This is a genomic window from Cyanobium gracile UHCC 0281, from assembly GCF_034931305.1.
In the GTDB taxonomy this organism is placed as follows: Bacteria; Cyanobacteriota; Cyanobacteriia; order PCC-6307; family Cyanobiaceae; genus Cyanobium; species Cyanobium gracile_A.
Window position 1 is genome coordinate 33,586 of sequence record NZ_JAYGHY010000020.1, and the last position, 16,244, is coordinate 49,829.

Here is a 16,244-nt window from a genome sequence, read left to right on the forward strand (position 1 = left end):
GTCAGCCGAGGGCGGCCAACCGTCCCATGGCCACGGCCCCATGGCTGGCCAGTTCAGACGCCAGGCCGTTGGTGCTGGCCTCATACAGGTTGATGGCCACCCGCGGCCAGAAGCCGATCACCAGGGTGGGGACCAGCAGGGTGAGTCCGATGACAAGCTCGCGGGGCTTCATGTCGCCCACCACCGCCAGTGCCGGGATGCGTGGACCGAAGAAGACCCGCCGGCACAGGGAGAGCAGATAGACGGGGGTGAGCACCAGACCGATGGCGGCCAGGACGATGGCGATGACACGGAAGCCGATCGTGAAGCCCTCGTAGGAGGTGACACCGAGGAAGACGGTGATCTCGCTGATGAAGCCGCTCATCCCCGGCAGGGCCAGGGAAGCCAGGGAGCTGGCCAGGAAGAAGGCGAAGGTGATCGGCAGCACCTTGGCCAGACCGCCCATGTTGGGAATCGAGAGGGTTTCGGTGCGCTCGTAAAAGACGCCGGTGATGAAGAACATCGCCGCAGCGATCAGGCCATGGCTGATCATCTGCAGCATGGCGCCGCTCATTCCGAGGGCATCGATGGCACCGATGCCCAGGAGCACGAAGCCCATGTGACTCACCGAACTGCAGGCGATCCGGCGCTTGACGTTGTCCTGGGCAAAGGCGTTCAGCGCCCCATAGACGATGTTGATGATGCCGAGCACGATCAGGGCCGGGGCCAGGCGCAGGTGCACGTCAGGGAGCATCTGCACGTTGAAGCGCAGCAGGGCATAGCCCCCCATCTTGAGCAGCACCCCCGCCAGCAGCATCGACACCGGCGCGTTGGCCTCGCCGTGGGCATCGGGCAACCAGGTGTGCAGCGGGAACATCGGCAACTTCACCCCGAAGCCCACCAGGAAGCCCAGGTAACAGAGCAGGCCGAAGGTGCCGCCGGGGGAACGGGCTGCCAGTTCGCTGAGGTTGAGGGTGAAGCTGTCGCCGGAGAGGGCCAGGGCCAGGCCGCTGATCAGGATCAGCAGGGAGGCGGTGGCGGTGTAAAGGATGAACTTGGTGGCGGCGTACTGGCGCTGCTTGCCGCCCCAGATGGCAATCAGCAGGTACACAGGCACCAGCTCCAGCTCCCAGGCCAGGAAGAACAGCAGGAAATCCTGGGACAGGAACACCAGGCTCTGGGCGGTGGCCTGGACCAGGAGCAGTCCGAAATAGAGGCGCGTCTTGAGGCGGATGTTCCAGCTGGCCGCCACCGACAACAGGGTGACAAGCCCACTGAGCACCACCAGCGGGGCCGAGAGACCATCGGCCGCCAGGGACCACTCCAGGCCGAGGGCCGGCACCCAGGACACCCGTTCCACCAGCTGCAGTTCCGACAGGCCGCCATCGAAATGGCGGGCGAACACCCACAGGATCAGGGCGAAATCCACCCCGAGCACCCCCAGGGCAAGCGTGCGCGGCAGGCGGGGGTCGCTGCCGTCACCAGGAAGCAGCGGCATCACCAGCGCCGCGGTGGCCGGCAGCAGCACGATCAAGCTGAGCCAGGGGAAAGCTGAACCCTCAGGGAGCACGGCGGGAAGCGAAGAGGACGCGAGCGAAAGAGGCAGGCTGGCGTCCATCACTGAGGGGTGCTCCAGGCAGGAAGTATGGCGGTCGAGGCGGCCCCGAGGGAGGTTGGCCCGAAGCGGCAGAGCCTATCAGCTGAGTAGATCTACTCAGCGGAGCTGTTCTAGTCGCCCGCGATGGCCTGTGGGCGACTCCCCTCAGCCAGGGGAGCCCAGCTGCTGCCGCCATCCTGGACTCCGAGCACGGCGCTGTGGCTGCTCACCCCCTCCCCCTGCCAGGCGCTTGTCATGGCCTCCCCCACCGCCTCGGCACAGTCGGCGGAGGCCAGGGCCAGCAGGCTGGGTCCGGCGCCGCTGATCACACAGCCCCAGGCGCCGGCCTCCAGGGCCGCCTCCCGTACGGCCCGCCCCCCCTGGATCAGCCCCCAGCGGTAGGGCTCGTGGATGCGGTCGTGCATGCCATCGGCAATCAGATCGCCGTTGCCGGTGCGCAGCCCCTGCAGCAGCAGGGTGAGGGCCCCCAGATTCATCACCGCATCGCTGATCGGAATGCTGCGGGGCATGGCGCGACGGGCCTCGCTGGTGCTCAGACGGATCGTGGGAATCGCCACCACCGCCATCACCAGCGGGTTCCACTCGCAGCGCACGACCCGCCAGCGATGGGAAGCGGCCCGCGCCGTCAGGCACAGGCCCCCCAGCAGGGAAGGGACGACATTGTCCGGATGGCCCTCGATGTCGATGGCGAGCTCCAGCAGCTTTTCCCGGCTGAGTGGTTCCCCCACCAGCGCATTGGCGCCGATCAGGCCCGCCACGATGGCGGTGGCGCTGCTGCCCAGACCCCGGGCGGGGGGCACGGCCAGCTGCACCCGCGCCTCCAGGGCCACGGCCTCCAGCCCCACCTCTCGCCAGACCCGCTGGGCGGAGCGGTAGACGAGGTTGTCAGGGCCACCGCGCAGGTGGGCCCCCTCGGGGCCTTCGATGATCAGCTCGAAGCGCTCACCGCCCCCCTCGATCACGTGCAGCTCGAAGCGGTTGCCGAGCGCCAGGGCTGCGCCGAGGCAGTCGAATCCCGGGCCGATGTTGGCGGTGGTGGCCGGAACCTCCACCACCACCCCCTGGCCGATCTGGGGCCGGACCATAAGTGACCTGTCGTTGGGCTCAGTGTTGCAGCCGACCCTTGGCTGTGCTGGCCTCAGCCCAGCAGCATCCGGGCCCGGCAGGCGGCGCTGAAGCTGCCCACCCCCGGATCCAGCACGGCTGTGATCGGCATGGGCTCCAGGGTGGAGCGCAACCGCCCCTTGTTCAGGAAGGGCTCCAGGAAGGAAGGTGTGCGCAGGCTGTCGAGCAGCTTGGCGGCCGTGCCCCCCGCCAGCCAGAGCCCGCCGCGGCTGAGGGAGGCCAGGGCCAGATCGCCGCAGACGCTGCCGTACGCACCCAGCCACAGGTCCAGGGCGTCGGCGGCCAGGCTCTCGCCGGCGGCGGCGGCCATCGCCACCTCGGCGGGCAGGTCGACCTGGGCGGGCCCATCGCCGGCGTCGTTCCAGAGCCGGGCGCTGGGGCTGAGGGGATGGTCTCCGTCGGGGTGGCGGCAGGAGAGGAGCCAACGGGCCACATGGCCCAGGCCCGTGCCGCTCACCACCCGCTCGATCGACACCCGATCGAGGGCCAGATCGGCCTTGAGCCACTGTTTCAGCTCCCACTCCTGCCGGCACCGGGGGGCGAATTCCCCATGGGCCGCTTCACTGGGGATGGCCCGCAGGCCAGCGGCGGTGGGCAGGCCCATGGCCACCCCGAGGCCGGTGCCGGCCCCCAGCACCAGCAGCGGCGCCTGCGGGTCGCGGCGACCCTCCCGCACGGGCGCCACCTGGGCGGCCCCGAGATGGGGAAGGCCGTAGATGAGCACGGCAAAGTCGTTGACCAGCTCCAGATTCGGCAGGCCGCAGCTGCGGGCCAGGCCGTCCGTGTCGAGGCGCCACGGGAGGTTGGTCAGCTGGGCCTGCCCCCCTTCCACCGGTCCGGCCACGGCGAAACAGGCGGCAGCGGGGGTAGTCCCGCCGGCGGCAGCGGCGGTGGCCAGGAAGTGGCGCACCATCGGGGCCAGGTCGTCCCAGGCCGCCGAGACGAACCGCTCCTCCAGCAGAAGCTCAAGCCGATCCACGCCCGAGCGCCAGAGGCTCAGCAGGGTCTTGGTGCCACCGATGTCGCCCGCCAGCAGGAGGGTCATGCCAGGGCCAGGGTGGCCAACCGGCCGGCATTGGCGGCCGAGGCGGCGGACACCAGGGCGTCAGCCTCGACGCTGCCCAGATCACCCTGACGGCGACTGCGCAGGCTGACGCTGCGGGTCTCGGCCTCCCGGGCACCGATCACCCCCAGGACGGGGATTTTCATCTGCTCGCCGTTGCGGATCAACTTGCCCAGCCGATCGCCGCTGTGGTCGATGCCGGCGCGGATGCCGGCGGCCGCCAGCTGGCCCTTGAGCTCTTCGGCCCAGGGAAGGGCCTCATCGGTGACGGGCAGCAGCCGCACCTGCTCGGGGGCGAGCCAGAAGGGGAAATCGCCGGCGTAGTTCTCCACCATCACGCCGAAGAAGCGCTCCAGGGAGCCGAAGATGGCGCGGTGGATCATGATCGGCCGCGAGCGGCTGCCATCGGCCGCCACGTACTGGAGATCGAAGCGCTCCGGCAGGTTGAAGTCGAGCTGGATGGTGGAGCACTGCCACATCCGGCCGATGGCGTCCTCGATCTTGAGGTCGATCTTGGGGCCGTAGAAGGCCCCGCCCCCCTCGTCCACCTTGTAGGCCCAGCCCTTGCGCTCCAGGGCCTCCACCAGGCCGGCGGTGGCCAGTTCCCAGACGGCGTCCTCGCCGATCGACTTCTCCGGTCGGGTGGAGAGGTGGATCTCGTAGCTGCGGAAGTCGAACGTGGAGAGGATGCGCTCGGTGAGGTTCAGCACCCGCAGGATCTCATCGGAGATCTGCTCCGGCAGACAGAACACGTGGGCGTCGTCCTGGGTGAAGCCGCGCACCCGCATCAATCCATGCATCACCCCGGGCCGTTCGTAGCGGTACACCGTGCCGAGCTCGGCCCAGCGAATCGGCAGCTCCCGGTAGGAGCGCAACCGGCTGGCATAGGTGAGCACATGGAAGGGGCAGTTCATCGGCTTGAGCTGGTACTGGCGCTCATCCACCGCCATCGGCCCGAACATGCTCTCGCTGTAGAAATCGAGGTGGCCCGAGGTCTTCCAGAGGCTGAGGTCCGCCACGTGGGGGGTGTACAGCAGCTCGTAGCCGTCCTCAAAGTGGGCCGCACGCCAGAAGTCCTCGATCAGCAACCGCATGCGGGCGCCGCGGGGATGCCAGAACACCAGGCCAGCGCCGGCCTCCTCCTCGATCGAGAAGAGGTCGAGGTCGGTGCCGAGGCGCCGGTGGTCACGGCGCAGGGCCTCCTCCTTGCGCCGCTTGTGCTCCGCCAGCTGCTCCGGGGTCTCCCAGGCGGTGCCATAGATGCGCTGCAGCTGGGCGCGTTTCTCGTCGCCGCGCCAGTAGGCCCCGGCCACGCTCTCGAGGGCAAAAGCCTTGGGGTGGAGCTCGCCGGTGTTGGCCACGTGGGGACCGGCGCAGAGGTCCCACCATTGATCTCCCAGGGTGTAGAGGGTGATCGGTTCGGTCAGTCCGGCCAGGATCTCCAGCTTGTAGGGCTCGTTCTGGGCCCGGATCCGTCGCTCGGCTTCCTCCCTGCTCACCTCGATGCGCTCCAGAGGCAGCTTGCGGGCGATGATCTTGCCCATCTCCTTCTGGATCGCCTTCAGGTCGGCCTCGGTGAAGGGATCCGGGTTGTCGAAGTCGTAATAGAAGCCGCTCTCGGTCCAGGGACCGATGGTGACCTGGGCCTTTGGAAAGAGCTTCTGCACCGCCATGGCCAGCACATGGCTCATCGAGTGGCGGATCCGCAGCAACTGGGGGCTTTCGCTGGTTTTCGGCAGCGCGATGGTGGCGCCGGCGGCGGGGCTGGAGGCCGGTGGCACCGGTGAAGGGGGCGCGGACGTCATAAAGGGCACCTGTTGAAGGCATGGTATCGAGGCCCATCGGTGAGCCCCTCCCCCACGCCGCCACCGGGGACCTTGGACGCCCAGCAGCGGTCCTAAGTTGGAGGAGCTGAACACCCTGATGGCTGCCCGACCCACGCCAGGACCCGTCCAGAGCCCGGAGCAGCGGCCAGCCCCCAGCCGCCCCGCGGGATTGGCACTGAACCGCTCCGCCGAGAGGCGCAGCGTGGCCCTCAGCTACCTGCTGTGGTGCACCTGCCTGGTGGGGCTGTGCGGCCTGCCGCGCTTCTACAACCGAAAACCCCTCAGCGGCACCCTCTGGCTGCTCACCTTCGGGCTGTGCGGCATCGGCCAGCTGCTGGATCTGGTGCTGGTGCCTGACATGGTGCGGCAGGCCAACCAGTCCCTGCTGCTGGAGGAAGCCCTGGCCGGGAGCGACACGGCGGCCTATCCACCGATCGAACGGCAGTTGCTGCAGCTGGCCCGACGGGCCGGCAAGGCCGGCTTCACCCTCAACGATGCGCTGCTGGAACTCCACCTGCCCCCCCAGGCCAACAGCAGCGTGGTCAGTGCCGAGATCGAGAAGCTGTTGATCAGCGACCTGCTCGATGTGGGCAATGACGAACGGGGACGTGTGGTCTACCGGGAACCCTGAGCCGGCTCAGGCGCTGGCCAGCCGGCGCAGCCGTTCCAGTTCCCGCTGGTAGAAGCGCTGCAGCTCGCTGCGGTCCTTCACCGGTTGGCCGTAATGGCTGACACCAGCAAGCGTCGGCAGGGAGGCCCACTCCGGCGCCAGCCGCGCCAACACTTCAGCTGTGAGGCCGTGGCGATCAAAGCGCTGCAGCGCCCCCCGCTCGTGCACCAGATGCAGCGCTGCCTGATCCTGACTGGCGGGACGGAAATCCCGGAGCTTGAGCTCCGAGGCGGCCTGGTCCCAGGTGGTGGGGAGGAACTGATAGGCACCGGCGGCGGCGCTGGCGTAACGGCGCCGCACGACGATGTCCGGATGGCGGCTGAGATCGTCGAAGCGATCACCGCCGTAGAGAACCTGGTAGCCCTCCTGGCTGCCACCGATCCAGGTGCCTTCAGCGAAGCGGATCGTGTTGAGCAGGGCCCGCCGTTCGGGGCTGATGCCGTAGGGGCCGTCCCCTGGTCGCCGCCCTGCTGCCTGCGTCGGTCGGGCGGCGGCCTGCACCACGTCCGGCGCCGCCGCCGGGGGCACCGGTGCGGCCGGCCGCTGCACGATCGGCAGCAGCAGCAACAGCACCAGGGCGAGCGGGCCGTGCTGGTGCGGCTTGGGTGGTGACTGGAAAAGGCGACGCAAGGGCACGCGGTCGTCAGGGGACCCTGACCTTGGTCAGGCCCAGCCCCTGAAGGCGAGACCCCTGCGCCCGTACTGGACAGAACGGGACCCAACGTGCATGGGCCGCCCTGGCGGAAGACGGTCTCTCAGGAAAACTTCAGTTCGGAGCGGGCGATGGCTGTCCCCAGCCTGGCCGCCGCCTGCAGCGACCCGGCACCAGCCATGACGCCGTACAACCTCACTGAACGATCAGTTGTGGTGATCAATACATAACGAATGATTCACGCTTTGAGACAGCGTCTTGCCGTCGGGGCGTTGCAACGCTTCAATTTTTTCCCAGAAATCCCAGTGCGCTGCGGACCCGCTGCAGCGTCGCTTCGGCCACGGACGCAGCCCGCTCCCTTCCGTCCCTCAGAACGGCCTCCAGGCCGGCCGGATCGCTGCGCAGTTCGGCGTAACGCTGCTGGACGGGCCGAAGGGCTTCGACCGTGGCCTCCGCCAGCAGGGGCTTGAAGCCACCCCAGCCCATCGAGGCGCATTCCGCCGCCGCCCGCTCGCGGCCGACGCCGGACAACAAGGCGTAGAGCCCCAGGAGGTTGTCGGCCTCCGGCCGCTCGGGGTTGCCGAACTCCAGCCCCATGACCGGATCGGTCTTGGCCCGCTTGATCTTGCGGGTGATCAGCTCAGGAGGGTCCAGCAGGGTGATGCGGGAACCCTCATTGGGATCGCTCTTGCTCATCTTGGCGCTGCCGTCGGTCAGGCTCATCACCCGCGCCCCCTCCTTCAGGATCAGAGGCTCGGGCACCTTGAGAATCGGGTGCTCCGGGTTGGGGCCGTAGCGGGCGTTGATGCGCTGCTGGGCGATGTCACGGGCCAGTTCGAGGTGCTGCTTCTGGTCTTCCCCCACCGGCACCCGATCAGCGTCATAGAGAAGGATGTCGGCGGCCATCAGCACCGGGTAATCCAGCAGCCCGACGGAGACGTTGTCGCCCTGCTTGAGCGCCTTCTCCTTGAACTGGATCATCCGCTCCAGCCAATTGAGCGGCGTCACACAGTTGAGCAGCCAGCAGAGCTCGCTGTGGGCGCTCACCTGGCTCTGCACAAATACCGTGGCCCGCTGCGGGTCGATGCCGCAGGCCAGGTAGAGGGCGGCGGTGCTGAGGGTGTCCTCCGCCAGGCGCTTTGGATCGTGGGGCACCGTGATCGCGTGCAGGTCGACCACGCAGAAGAAGGTCTCGTGGCTGTCCTGCAGATCCACCCAGTTACGGATCGCCCCGAGCCAGTTGCCCAGGTGCAGGGCGCCGGTGGGCTGGACGCCGGAGAGCACCCGGGGCCGCGCCGGCGCGGTGCTGGTCTGGTTCACGCGTCGGGGGTGGCGTCGACCTCAGCGTCGGCAGCCTCGTTGACGGCGTCCGGAGCCACCTCGGCGGTCTCAGACGTCGCTTCAGCCGCCTGCTCCTCGACAGGGGCGTCGGGCTCACTCACCTCGACGGGGACCGGTGGCTTGCTGGGCCGGGCGAAGGGGTCGATGCGAACGGCGCCCTGGCCCCCACGGCCGCCGGAGCGGGGTTGGCCGTCGCCGCCGATGACGCGGCGGGGCTCACCACCTCCGCGGGAGACGGGGGCACGGGAGCCCGCCTGAGCCCGGTGCTCGGCGACCAGGGCCTCCAGCTGGCCCTTCTCCAGCTGGTCGGCCAGGGTGCGCAGGGCAAAGCCCAGCACCGCCACGGTGGAGCGCAGACCAAAGGCGTCCTGCAGGGCGCGAGCCGCCTGCAGCTCGTTATCGCTGAGGCGGATGCGGAAGCCGCCCGGCTCCCGGTTCGGCCCGGAACGGCCGCCGCGCTCGGGGGAGTCCCCCCGGCCGGTGCCCACGGGTTGAGGAGTGTTGGTGTCGTCGCCCATGGCCGCAGCCTGCAATCAGGGGCAAGTGTCGCGCATCGACGGCCGGCCGCCGGCCGCCTCAGGCCCCAGCCACAGCAGCCGATGCCTGCCCAGGCGCGCCGAGCCCTCACGGCGGGCCAGCACCAGCAGCGGCACCGGCCGTGGGCTCTCCAGGGCGAAGCGCTGGCGGTACTGCTGGAGAAGGTCCAGGTAAGTCTCCAGGGTCCAGCCCTGGGTCCCCCGTTCCTGGGCGGTCCAGTACTTGCGCAGGGCTTCCCGGCAGGCGTCGGCTCCGAAGTCCTCCCAGCAGACCCGTTCGGCCTCCCACGCCGAAAGGCCGGCCGCCACCAGCTCCCGGTAACGGCACAACTCGGGGGCCTCCTGGCTGCAGTCCGGGGGCAGCCGCTGGGCGAGATGCTCCACCGAGACCCGGCTCAGGCGCAGCCAGCACCGTTCCAGCAACAACACCGGCAGGCCGCCGTGCCAGTGGCCTGAGCAGCGCAGTTCCTCGTGGGCGCGGCGCAGCTGCTGCAGATGGTCTTCCAGCAGGAAGAGGCCATCCACCGTCTCTGCCAGGCCGGCACGGGCATCGGAAGACGGCACGGTGCGGACCCGGACGACACCACAAATCATGCTGCGTCCCGCCCAGGTCTGCAGGGGCGACGGCTGAAGGGAGCTGGTCGGGGGTGTGAGCCCCAGCACTTCTGAGCTAGAGAGGCATCGCCGCCGGCAGCCCCCCGTGACGCCCCAGGATCCCCTGCGCCCAGCCGCACAATCCTCACCGCTGTCCTCGCCGCTGACCTCGACGTTGTCCGCGCTGCTGTCCGCCGGCTGGGGCAGGCAGGCCCTGCTGCTGGCCGGGGGAGTGCTGGGGGGCGAGTTGATCCTGCGGGCGCTGCCCGGGGAAGGCTGGGGCCTGATGGGGCTGGCGGGGATCGCCGCCGGCTGGTGGTGGCTGGGGCGGCGGCCATCCCGGCTGGCGGCGCCGACGTTGCCCAGCAGCTTCGAGGCCTGGTTGCGGCGCTGCGACGCCTTGCTGCTCCAGTTCGAGCAGCTGGAAGGGGATCCCGGTGAGGGCCAGGCACGCCGCCGCCAGGCTCTTGCCGCCCTGCGCCAGGAAGGGGCCCGCTCCGGTCTGCATCTGGCCCTGGTGGGCTCCGTGGCCCCGGACGCCGCCTGGGCGCCCCAGCTGCAGCGGGCCCTGCGCGGCCGGCTGGCCCTCAGCCTGCGCTGGGGCGAAGCCCTGCCGGCGGTGAGCCCGGAGCGCCGCTGGCCGGACGGGCTGGCCGCCGCCGACGTGGTGCTGTTCCACCTGATGACCCCGCTGCGGGCGGCCGATCTGCGCTGGCTCGAGGCGGTGCCGACGGGTCAGCCCGTCTGGCTGTTGATGCAACCCGAGGCTCCCTGCGACCCGCAGGGCCTGACGGCCGAACTGGTGTCCCAGTGGCCGGCAGCCGTCCCGGAACGGCTGCTGCCCTGGGATGGCAACCCCGAAACCCTGACCGACAGCCTGCAGCCCCTGGGCCACTGGCTGAACAGCGAAGCGACGGCCCTGCGACGGGGCACCCCGCTGCGGCGCAGCGAGGAGCTGCACCGCCACTGGCAGGCGGAGCTGGAGCGCCTGCGGCGGCAGCGGCTCGTCCAGCTGCAGCAACGCACCCAGTGGCTTGTGGCCGCGGGAGTGTTCGCTGCCCCCCTGCCCTCGCTGGATCTGGTGGTGCTGGCGGCAGCCAACGGCCTGATGCTGCAGGAGATGGCCCGTCTCTGGGACTGCCCCTGGAGCGTGGAGCAGCTCAAGGCCGCCGCCGTCGAGCTGGCCAAGGCCTCGCTGCTGCTGGGGGTGGTGGAGTGGAGCAGCCAGGCCCTGGCGGCGGCGGTGCGTCTCCACGGGGCCACCTGGCTGGTGGGCGGGGCGCTCCAGGCCCTGAGCGCGGCCTACCTCACCCGGGTGGTGAGCCATGCCATGGCCGATGTGCTGGCCCTCTCGGCTGGCGTGGAGGCGCCGGACCTGGAGCGCATCAAGCGGGAGGCGCCGCTGCTGGTGGCGCGGGCGGCCGAGGCCGAAAAGCTCGACTGGACGGGATTTCTGCAGCAGGGGCGTGACTGGCTCGGCCAGCAGCTGACCTCGCCGGAGAGCGGCTCGCTACCAGCCAGCTCATAAAGAATGTTCATGAAGTCTCTTCATCACTTTTCATTGCGCTCGAGCCCATTTGCCTGAAGGATCATTGCGGGATCGCCGGATCCAGAAAGGCGTTACTTAATGTGAATCGACCTCCGTTGTGGAGGTATTTCTGAACTCTTCCACCCGTCTTACTTCCATGACCACTGCCCTCCGCAGCGGCCGCTCCGGAAGCTGGGAAAGCTTCTGTAGCTGGGTCACCTCCACCAACAACCGCATCTACGTCGGTTGGTTCGGTGTGCTGATGATCCCCTGCCTGCTGGCTGCCGCCATCTGCTTCATCGTCGCCTTCATCGCGGCCCCCTCCGTCGACATCGACGGCATCCGTGAGCCCGTCGCCGGCTCCCTTATCCAGGGCAACAACATCATCTCCGGTGCGGTTGTTCCTTCGAGCAATGCCATCGGTCTGCACCTCTACCCCATCTGGGAAGCCGCCAGCCTTGATGAGTGGCTTTACAACGGTGGGCCATACCAGCTGGTGGTCTTCCACTTCCTGATCGGCATCTCGGCCTACATGGGCCGCCAGTGGGAGCTCTCCTACCGCCTGGGCATGCGCCCCTGGATCTGCGTCGCCTACTCCGCCCCCCTCTCGGCGGCCTTCGCGGTGTTCCTGATCTATCCCTTCGGCCAGGGGTCCTTCTCCGACGGCATGCCCCTGGGGATCAGCGGCACCTTCAACTTCATGCTGGTGTTCCAGGCCGAGCACAACATCCTGATGCACCCCTTCCACATGCTGGGTGTGGCGGGTGTGTTCGGTGGCTCTCTGTTCTCGGCCATGCACGGTTCGCTGGTCACCAGCTCCCTGGTGCGTGAAACCACCGAGAGCGAGTCGCAGAACTACGGCTACAAGTTCGGCCAAGAGGAAGAGACCTACAACATCGTGGCTGCCCACGGTTACTTCGGTCGCCTGATCTTCCAATACGCCTCGTTCAACAACAGCCGCAGCCTGCACTTCTTCCTGGCCGCCTGGCCGGTGGTCGGCATCTGGTTCACCGCCCTGGGCGTGAGCACGATGGCCTTCAACCTGAACGGCTTCAACTTCAACCAGTCGATCCTCGACGGTCAGGGCCGGGTGATCAACACCTGGGCCGACGTGCTCAACCGTGCCGGCCTCGGCATGGAAGTGATGCACGAGCGCAATGCGCACAACTTCCCGCTCGATCTGGCCACCACGCAGTCGATTCCCGTCGCCCTGCGCGCCCCGGCGATCGGCTGATCCAGCGATCGGCCCTGCCTCCGCGGCTGGGCGATCCATCCCTTGGCCCCCTCTGCAGAGGGGGCTTTTCTGTGGGCTGGCCCGGTCACCGACCAGGGCAAACGGCCGCCAAACTGTTCACACCAAGCTTTCTCACTTCCCACAGCGGCATGCCCCAGCTCCGCACAGATGGCCAGGCCCATAGCGGCCTCAGAACACATCTGACACGGGCTCTGCTGGGCGCCGCCCTTGTCGTGCCGCTGCTGGCCGGGGGCTGTGGCCGCAGTGGCACCGGCGGGGCACCGGATGGGCGGCCCCTGGTGCTCACCACCTTCACGATCCTGGCGGACATGGCCCGCCAGGTGGCCGGCGAGCGGGTGCGGGTGGAATCGATCACCAAGCTGGGCGCCGAGATCCACGGCTATGAGCCCTCCCCCAGCGACCTGAAGCGGGCCTCGGGCGCCCAGATGGTGCTGGAGAACGGCTTTGGGCTGGAGCGTTGGGCCGAGCGCTTCTACGCCAGCCTCCGAGATGTCCCCCACGTGACCCTCACCGAAGGGATCACCCCCCTGCCGATCGCCAGCGACGCCTACCGGGGGCAGCCCAACCCCCATGCCTGGATGTCCCCGAGGCTGGCGAAGGTCTATGTGGAGAACATCCGCCGCGCCCTCACCCGGCTCGACCCCGCCGGCGAGACAACCTTCCGCCGCAACGCCGAGCGGTACAACGCCCAGCTGGACGCGCTCCACAACGAATTGCAGCTGTCCCTGGCCCGGATCCCCCCCAGCCAGCGGGTGCTCGCCACCTGTGAGGGCGCCTTCTCCTACCTCGCCCGCGACTACGGACTCACCGAGGCCTACCTCTGGCCGGTGAACGCCGAAGCTCAGATCACCCCCCAGCGCATGGCCCGGTTGATCGCCCTGGTGAAGGAGCGGCAGGTGCCGGCGGTGTTCTGCGAGAGCACGGTCAGCGCCGAGCCCCAGAAGCAGGTGGCCAGGCAGTCAGGAGCCCGCTTCGGGGGGGTGTTCCACGTGGACTCCCTGTCCCTTCCGGACGGCCCGGCCCCCAACCTGCTGGAGCTCCAGCGTCATAACGTGAGAACCCTGCAAGCGGGTCTGGCGGGGAGTTGAACCGATGCCCTCGCGCCTGTCCCACGATTCCGTCAACGAGCGCATCGCGGTCCGCAACCTCTGCGTCGATTACCACGGGGTGGTGGCCGTCCATGAGGCCTCCCTGCATCTCGATGCCGGCAGCATCTGCGCCCTGGTGGGGATGAACGGGGCCGGCAAATCCACCCTGTTCAAGGCGCTGATGGGCTTCGTGCGCCCGTCGGCCGGCAGCATCGCCATCAACGGGCTACCCCTGAAAGAGGCCCGCCGGGCCCGGGCGGTGGCCTACGTCCCCCAGACCGAAAGCGTCGACTGGAACTTTCCGGTCAACGTCCATGAGGTGGTGATGATGGGCCGTTACGGCGCCATGAATCTGCTGCGAATCCCTCGGCCGGTCGATCGGGAGGCGGTGAAGGAGGCCCTGGATCGGGTCGACCTGTGGCCGTTACGCCACCGCCAGATCGGCGCCCTCTCGGGCGGCCAGCGCAAGCGGGCCTTTCTGGCGCGGGCCCTGGCCCAGGGCGCCTCGGTGATGTTGCTCGATGAACCCTTCAACGGCGTCGACATCCGCACCGAGAAGCTGATGATCGAGCTGTTCGAGCAGTTCCGCCGGGAGGGACGCACGTTGATGATCTCCACCCACGACCTCTCCCACGTCACCGGTTTCTGCGACCAGGTGGTGCTGATCAACAAGACCGTGCTCGCCTATGGCGAAACCGCCTCGGTGTTCACCAGCGAGAACCTGGCCCTGACCTTCGGCGGCCTGCGGCTGGAGGCCACACCCGCGGCAGCCACCGATCCCGATCAGCAAGCGCCATGAGCACCCTGCTCACCTGGTTGGTCGAACCGCTGCAGCAGGAGTTCATGGTGCGGGCCCTGTTGGTCAGCACCCTGGTCTCCTGTGTCTGCGGCCTGCTCTCCTGCTACATGACACTCAAGGGCTGGGCCCTGATGGGCGATGCGGTGTCGCATGCGGTGATGCCCGGTGTGGTGATCGCCTACGCCCTGAACCTGCCCTTTGCGGTGGGGGCCTTCGTCTTCGGCGTCGGCTCGGTGGCCCTGATCGGCTACATCAAGCAGATGACCCGGATCAAGGAGGACACCGTGATCGGGCTGGTGTTCACCGGCTTCTTCGCCCTCGGTCTGACGCTGATCTCCAAGGTGCGCAGCAGCATCGACCTGTCGCACATCCTGTTCGGCAACGTGCTGGGTATCAGCTCCGCCGACATCCTCCAGACCGTGCTGATCAGCCTGCTCGTGCTGACCGTGCTGGTGGTGCTGCGCAAGGACCTGCTCCTGTTCTGCTTCGATCCCACCCACGCCCGCTCGATCGGCCTCCACACCGGCGTGCTGCACTACCTGCTGCTGTCGATGCTGTCCCTGGCGGCGGTGGCCGGTCTGCAGACCGTGGGGATCATCCTGGTGGTGGCGATGCTGGTGACTCCGGGGGCCACGGCCTACCTGCTCACCGATCGCTTCGACCGCATGGTCTGGCTCTCGATCCTCTCGGCGGTGCTCTCCAGCGTGGTGGGGATTTACTGGAGCTACTGGATGGATGCCTCCACCGCCGGCTGCATCGTGCTGGTGCAGACGCTGCTGTTCCTGCTCTGCTTCCTGCTGGCGCCGCGCCATGGCCTGCTGGCCCAGCGGCGCCGTTCCCCGCGGGCGTCCCGCTTTCCGTCCGCGTGAGCGCGTCCGCTGACCAACGCTGGCCCTGGTGGCCGCTGCTGCCCCTTTATCCCTATGGCCGCCGCCGCACCCTGGTGCGGGAGCTGATCGCCGGCAGGCTGTGGAGCTTCGAGCAGGTGCAGGGGGTCTGGTACGTGGCGGTGCCGATCCGGATGCTGGTGCTGCGGGTGCGGGAGGGACTGCTGCTCTATGCCCCGGTGGCGCCCACCGCCGAGGTGCGGGCCCGCCTGCGGGACCTGGAGGAACGCCACGGCCGGGTGTGCACCATCGTGCTGCCCACGGCCTCCGGGCTGGAGCACAAGCTGCCGGTGCCGGCGATGGCCCGGGCCTTCCCCGAGGCCCAGGTGTGGGTGACGCCACGGCAGTGGAGTTTCCCCCTGCCGCTGCCGCCCGCCTGGCTGGGGTTCCCCGCCGCCCGCACCCGGGTCCTGCTCAGCGATGGGGTGCCCCACGGCGATCAGCTCGACTGGCTGCCCCTGGGCCCCCTGGACCTGGGGCTGGGCACCTTCCTGGAGATCGCCTGCTTCGATCGGGCCAGCGGCAGCCTGCTGCTCACCGATGCCCTGGTGGCAATTCCTCCGGAGCCACCGGCGGTGTTCGATCTCGATCCCACGCCTCTGCTGTTCCATGCCCGCGAACGGGGCAATGAACCGCTGCTCGACGATCCCGAGCGGCGCCGCAGGGGCTGGTGGCGGATGGTGCTGTTCGCCACCTACCTGCGCCCCCGGCCCCTGGAGATCCTGCCCATGGGCGAAGTGCTCCGCCATTGCCTGGCACCGGGGTGCCGTGGCGCCAAAAGCCACTTCGGTTTCTACCCATTCCGCTGGCTGCCCGGCTGGCAGGCCGATTTCGAGGCCCTGACGCCGGGGGGCCGCAGCCGTTTGCAGGTGGCGGCAGTGCTGGAGCGACTGGTGTTCCCGCGCCAGCGCTCCGCCCTGGTGGCCTGGATCCGCCAACTGGCGGGCCTGAAGGACCTGCGCTGGGTGGTGCCGGCCCACCATGAGGCCCCCGTGGCCAGCTCAGCGGCGGATCTCACCGCCCTGGCGGATCGGATCGAGAGGGGGGATTGGGCGCCGGATCACGGGGCCTGGGAAACCCTGGCCGGGATCGACACAACGCTGGTGCGCCTGGGTCTGGTGCCGGGGGACACCCACCAGATCCCCAAGCCCCAGCCCTAGGAGGCTGCTGAAAAACCAGTCCAGCAGCGGGAGAATGGCCCAACGGCACTGAGCGAATGCGCGGCCAGCAGGAACGCACCGGCCCCCTGTTCTCGTACATCTCCACAGAAGACCGGATTCCGT

Annotated in this window: 15 protein-coding genes; 7 read left to right on the forward strand and 8 right to left on the reverse strand. The window is 68.8% G+C overall.

The window, feature by feature from the left end; all coding sequences use genetic code 11:
• Window position 1 precedes the first annotated feature (1 nt).
• From VB739_RS08120 to thrS, 4 genes are all read right to left on the reverse strand, one after another.
• Entirely contained in the window at window positions 2–1,597 is a 1,596-nt protein-coding gene (locus tag VB739_RS08120; protein WP_323356587.1) for an NAD(P)H-quinone oxidoreductase subunit 4, read from the reverse strand.
• Window positions 1,598–1,707: 110 nt separating this feature from the next.
• The gene (gene thrB / locus VB739_RS08125) at window positions 1,708–2,682 is read right to left on the reverse strand and encodes a homoserine kinase (protein ID WP_323356588.1); all 975 of its coding nucleotides are present in this window, start codon (window positions 2,680–2,682) and stop codon (window positions 1,708–1,710) included.
• A 53-nt stretch (window positions 2,683–2,735) separates the two neighbouring features.
• The gene (locus VB739_RS08130) at window positions 2,736–3,767 is read right to left on the reverse strand and encodes a glucokinase (RefSeq protein WP_323356589.1); all 1,032 of its coding nucleotides are present in this window, start codon (window positions 3,765–3,767) and stop codon (window positions 2,736–2,738) included.
• Window positions 3,764–5,590 carry a threonine--tRNA ligase gene (thrS, locus tag VB739_RS08135; protein ID WP_323356590.1) on the reverse strand — a complete coding sequence of 609 codons (1,827 nt, stop codon included), beginning with the start codon at window positions 5,588–5,590 and terminating at the stop codon, window positions 3,764–3,766. The genes VB739_RS08130 and thrS overlap by 4 nt, the downstream gene beginning before the upstream one ends.
• A gap of 118 nt (window positions 5,591–5,708) precedes the next feature.
• Here thrS and VB739_RS08140 point away from each other — a divergent pair, with 118 nt between their 5' ends.
• Complete coding sequence (locus tag VB739_RS08140) at window positions 5,709–6,242, forward strand: TM2 domain-containing protein (RefSeq protein WP_323356591.1); 534 nt, start codon at window positions 5,709–5,711, stop codon at window positions 6,240–6,242.
• Between the two features lie 6 nt (window positions 6,243–6,248).
• Here VB739_RS08140 and VB739_RS08145 read toward each other — a convergent pair whose 3' ends face one another.
• The 4 genes from VB739_RS08145 to VB739_RS08160 all read right to left on the reverse strand — a co-directional run bounded on the left by VB739_RS08145 (window position 6,249) and on the right by VB739_RS08160 (window position 9,374).
• Complete coding sequence (locus tag VB739_RS08145; protein WP_416233312.1) at window positions 6,249–6,911, reverse strand: glycoside hydrolase family 104 protein; 663 nt, start codon at window positions 6,909–6,911, stop codon at window positions 6,249–6,251.
• 304 nt (window positions 6,912–7,215) lie between these two features.
• On the reverse strand, window positions 7,216–8,253 hold the full coding sequence (trpS, locus tag VB739_RS08150; RefSeq protein WP_323356592.1) for a tryptophan--tRNA ligase: 1,038 nt from the start codon (window positions 8,251–8,253) through the stop codon (window positions 7,216–7,218).
• Window positions 8,250–8,792 carry a hypothetical protein gene (locus VB739_RS08155; RefSeq protein WP_323356593.1) on the reverse strand — a complete coding sequence of 181 codons (543 nt, stop codon included), beginning with the start codon at window positions 8,790–8,792 and terminating at the stop codon, window positions 8,250–8,252. The genes trpS and VB739_RS08155 overlap by 4 nt, the downstream gene beginning before the upstream one ends.
• Window positions 8,793–8,807: 15 nt before the next feature.
• The gene (locus VB739_RS08160) at window positions 8,808–9,374 is read right to left on the reverse strand and encodes a hypothetical protein (protein WP_323356594.1); all 567 of its coding nucleotides are present in this window, start codon (window positions 9,372–9,374) and stop codon (window positions 8,808–8,810) included.
• Window positions 9,375–9,579: 205 nt separating this feature from the next.
• Between VB739_RS08160 and VB739_RS08165 the strand changes: the two genes are divergently transcribed.
• The 6 genes from VB739_RS08165 to VB739_RS08190 all read left to right on the forward strand — a co-directional run bounded on the left by VB739_RS08165 (window position 9,580) and on the right by VB739_RS08190 (window position 16,121).
• Window positions 9,580–10,932, forward strand: coding sequence for a YcjF family protein (locus tag VB739_RS08165; protein WP_323356595.1), 1,353 nt, complete (start codon window positions 9,580–9,582; stop codon window positions 10,930–10,932).
• A 157-nt stretch (window positions 10,933–11,089) separates the two neighbouring features.
• Window positions 11,090–12,166 (forward strand): photosystem II q(b) protein, encoded by a 1,077-nt coding sequence (gene psbA, locus VB739_RS08170; protein WP_323356596.1) that lies wholly within the window; start codon window positions 11,090–11,092, stop codon window positions 12,164–12,166.
• Window positions 12,167–12,315: 149 nt separating this feature from the next.
• A complete protein-coding gene (locus tag VB739_RS08175; RefSeq protein ID WP_323356597.1) occupies window positions 12,316–13,275 on the forward strand; it encodes a metal ABC transporter substrate-binding protein in 960 nt (319 codons plus the stop codon).
• 4 nt (window positions 13,276–13,279) lie between these two features.
• Window positions 13,280–14,074, forward strand: a complete 795-nt coding sequence (locus VB739_RS08180; protein WP_323356598.1) for a metal ABC transporter ATP-binding protein — start codon at window positions 13,280–13,282, stop codon at window positions 14,072–14,074.
• The gene (locus tag VB739_RS08185; RefSeq protein ID WP_323356599.1) at window positions 14,071–14,943 is read left to right on the forward strand and encodes a metal ABC transporter permease; all 873 of its coding nucleotides are present in this window, start codon (window positions 14,071–14,073) and stop codon (window positions 14,941–14,943) included. Before VB739_RS08180 ends, VB739_RS08185 begins: the two co-directional genes overlap by 4 nt.
• The gene (locus tag VB739_RS08190) at window positions 14,940–16,121 is read left to right on the forward strand and encodes a DUF4336 domain-containing protein (protein WP_323356600.1); all 1,182 of its coding nucleotides are present in this window, start codon (window positions 14,940–14,942) and stop codon (window positions 16,119–16,121) included. Before VB739_RS08185 ends, VB739_RS08190 begins: the two co-directional genes overlap by 4 nt.
• Window positions 16,122–16,244: the final 123 nt, after the last annotated feature.

What these genes read in the sequence shown, in the direction of transcription:
- VB739_RS08120 (WP_323356587.1), bottom strand. Translation starts at nt 1,597, where the DNA reads ATGGACGCCAGCCTGCCTCTTTCGCTCGCGTCCTCTTCGCTTCCCGCC.
- thrB (WP_323356588.1), bottom strand. Translation starts at nt 2,682, where the DNA reads ATGGTCCGGCCCCAGATCGGCCAGGGGGTGGTGGTGGAGGTTCCGGCC.
- VB739_RS08130 (WP_323356589.1), bottom strand. Translation starts at nt 3,767, where the DNA reads ATGACCCTCCTGCTGGCGGGCGACATCGGTGGCACCAAGACCCTGCTG.
- thrS (WP_323356590.1), bottom strand. Translation starts at nt 5,590, where the DNA reads ATGACGTCCGCGCCCCCTTCACCGGTGCCACCGGCCTCCAGCCCCGCC.
- VB739_RS08140 (WP_323356591.1), top strand. Translation starts at nt 5,709, where the DNA reads ATGGCTGCCCGACCCACGCCAGGACCCGTCCAGAGCCCGGAGCAGCGG.
- VB739_RS08155 (WP_323356593.1), bottom strand. Translation starts at nt 8,792, where the DNA reads ATGGGCGACGACACCAACACTCCTCAACCCGTGGGCACCGGCCGGGGG.
- psbA (WP_323356596.1), top strand. Translation starts at nt 11,090, where the DNA reads ATGACCACTGCCCTCCGCAGCGGCCGCTCCGGAAGCTGGGAAAGCTTC.
- VB739_RS08175 (WP_323356597.1), top strand. Translation starts at nt 12,316, where the DNA reads ATGCCCCAGCTCCGCACAGATGGCCAGGCCCATAGCGGCCTCAGAACA.
- VB739_RS08180 (WP_323356598.1), top strand. Translation starts at nt 13,280, where the DNA reads ATGCCCTCGCGCCTGTCCCACGATTCCGTCAACGAGCGCATCGCGGTC.
- VB739_RS08185 (WP_323356599.1), top strand. Translation starts at nt 14,071, where the DNA reads ATGAGCACCCTGCTCACCTGGTTGGTCGAACCGCTGCAGCAGGAGTTC.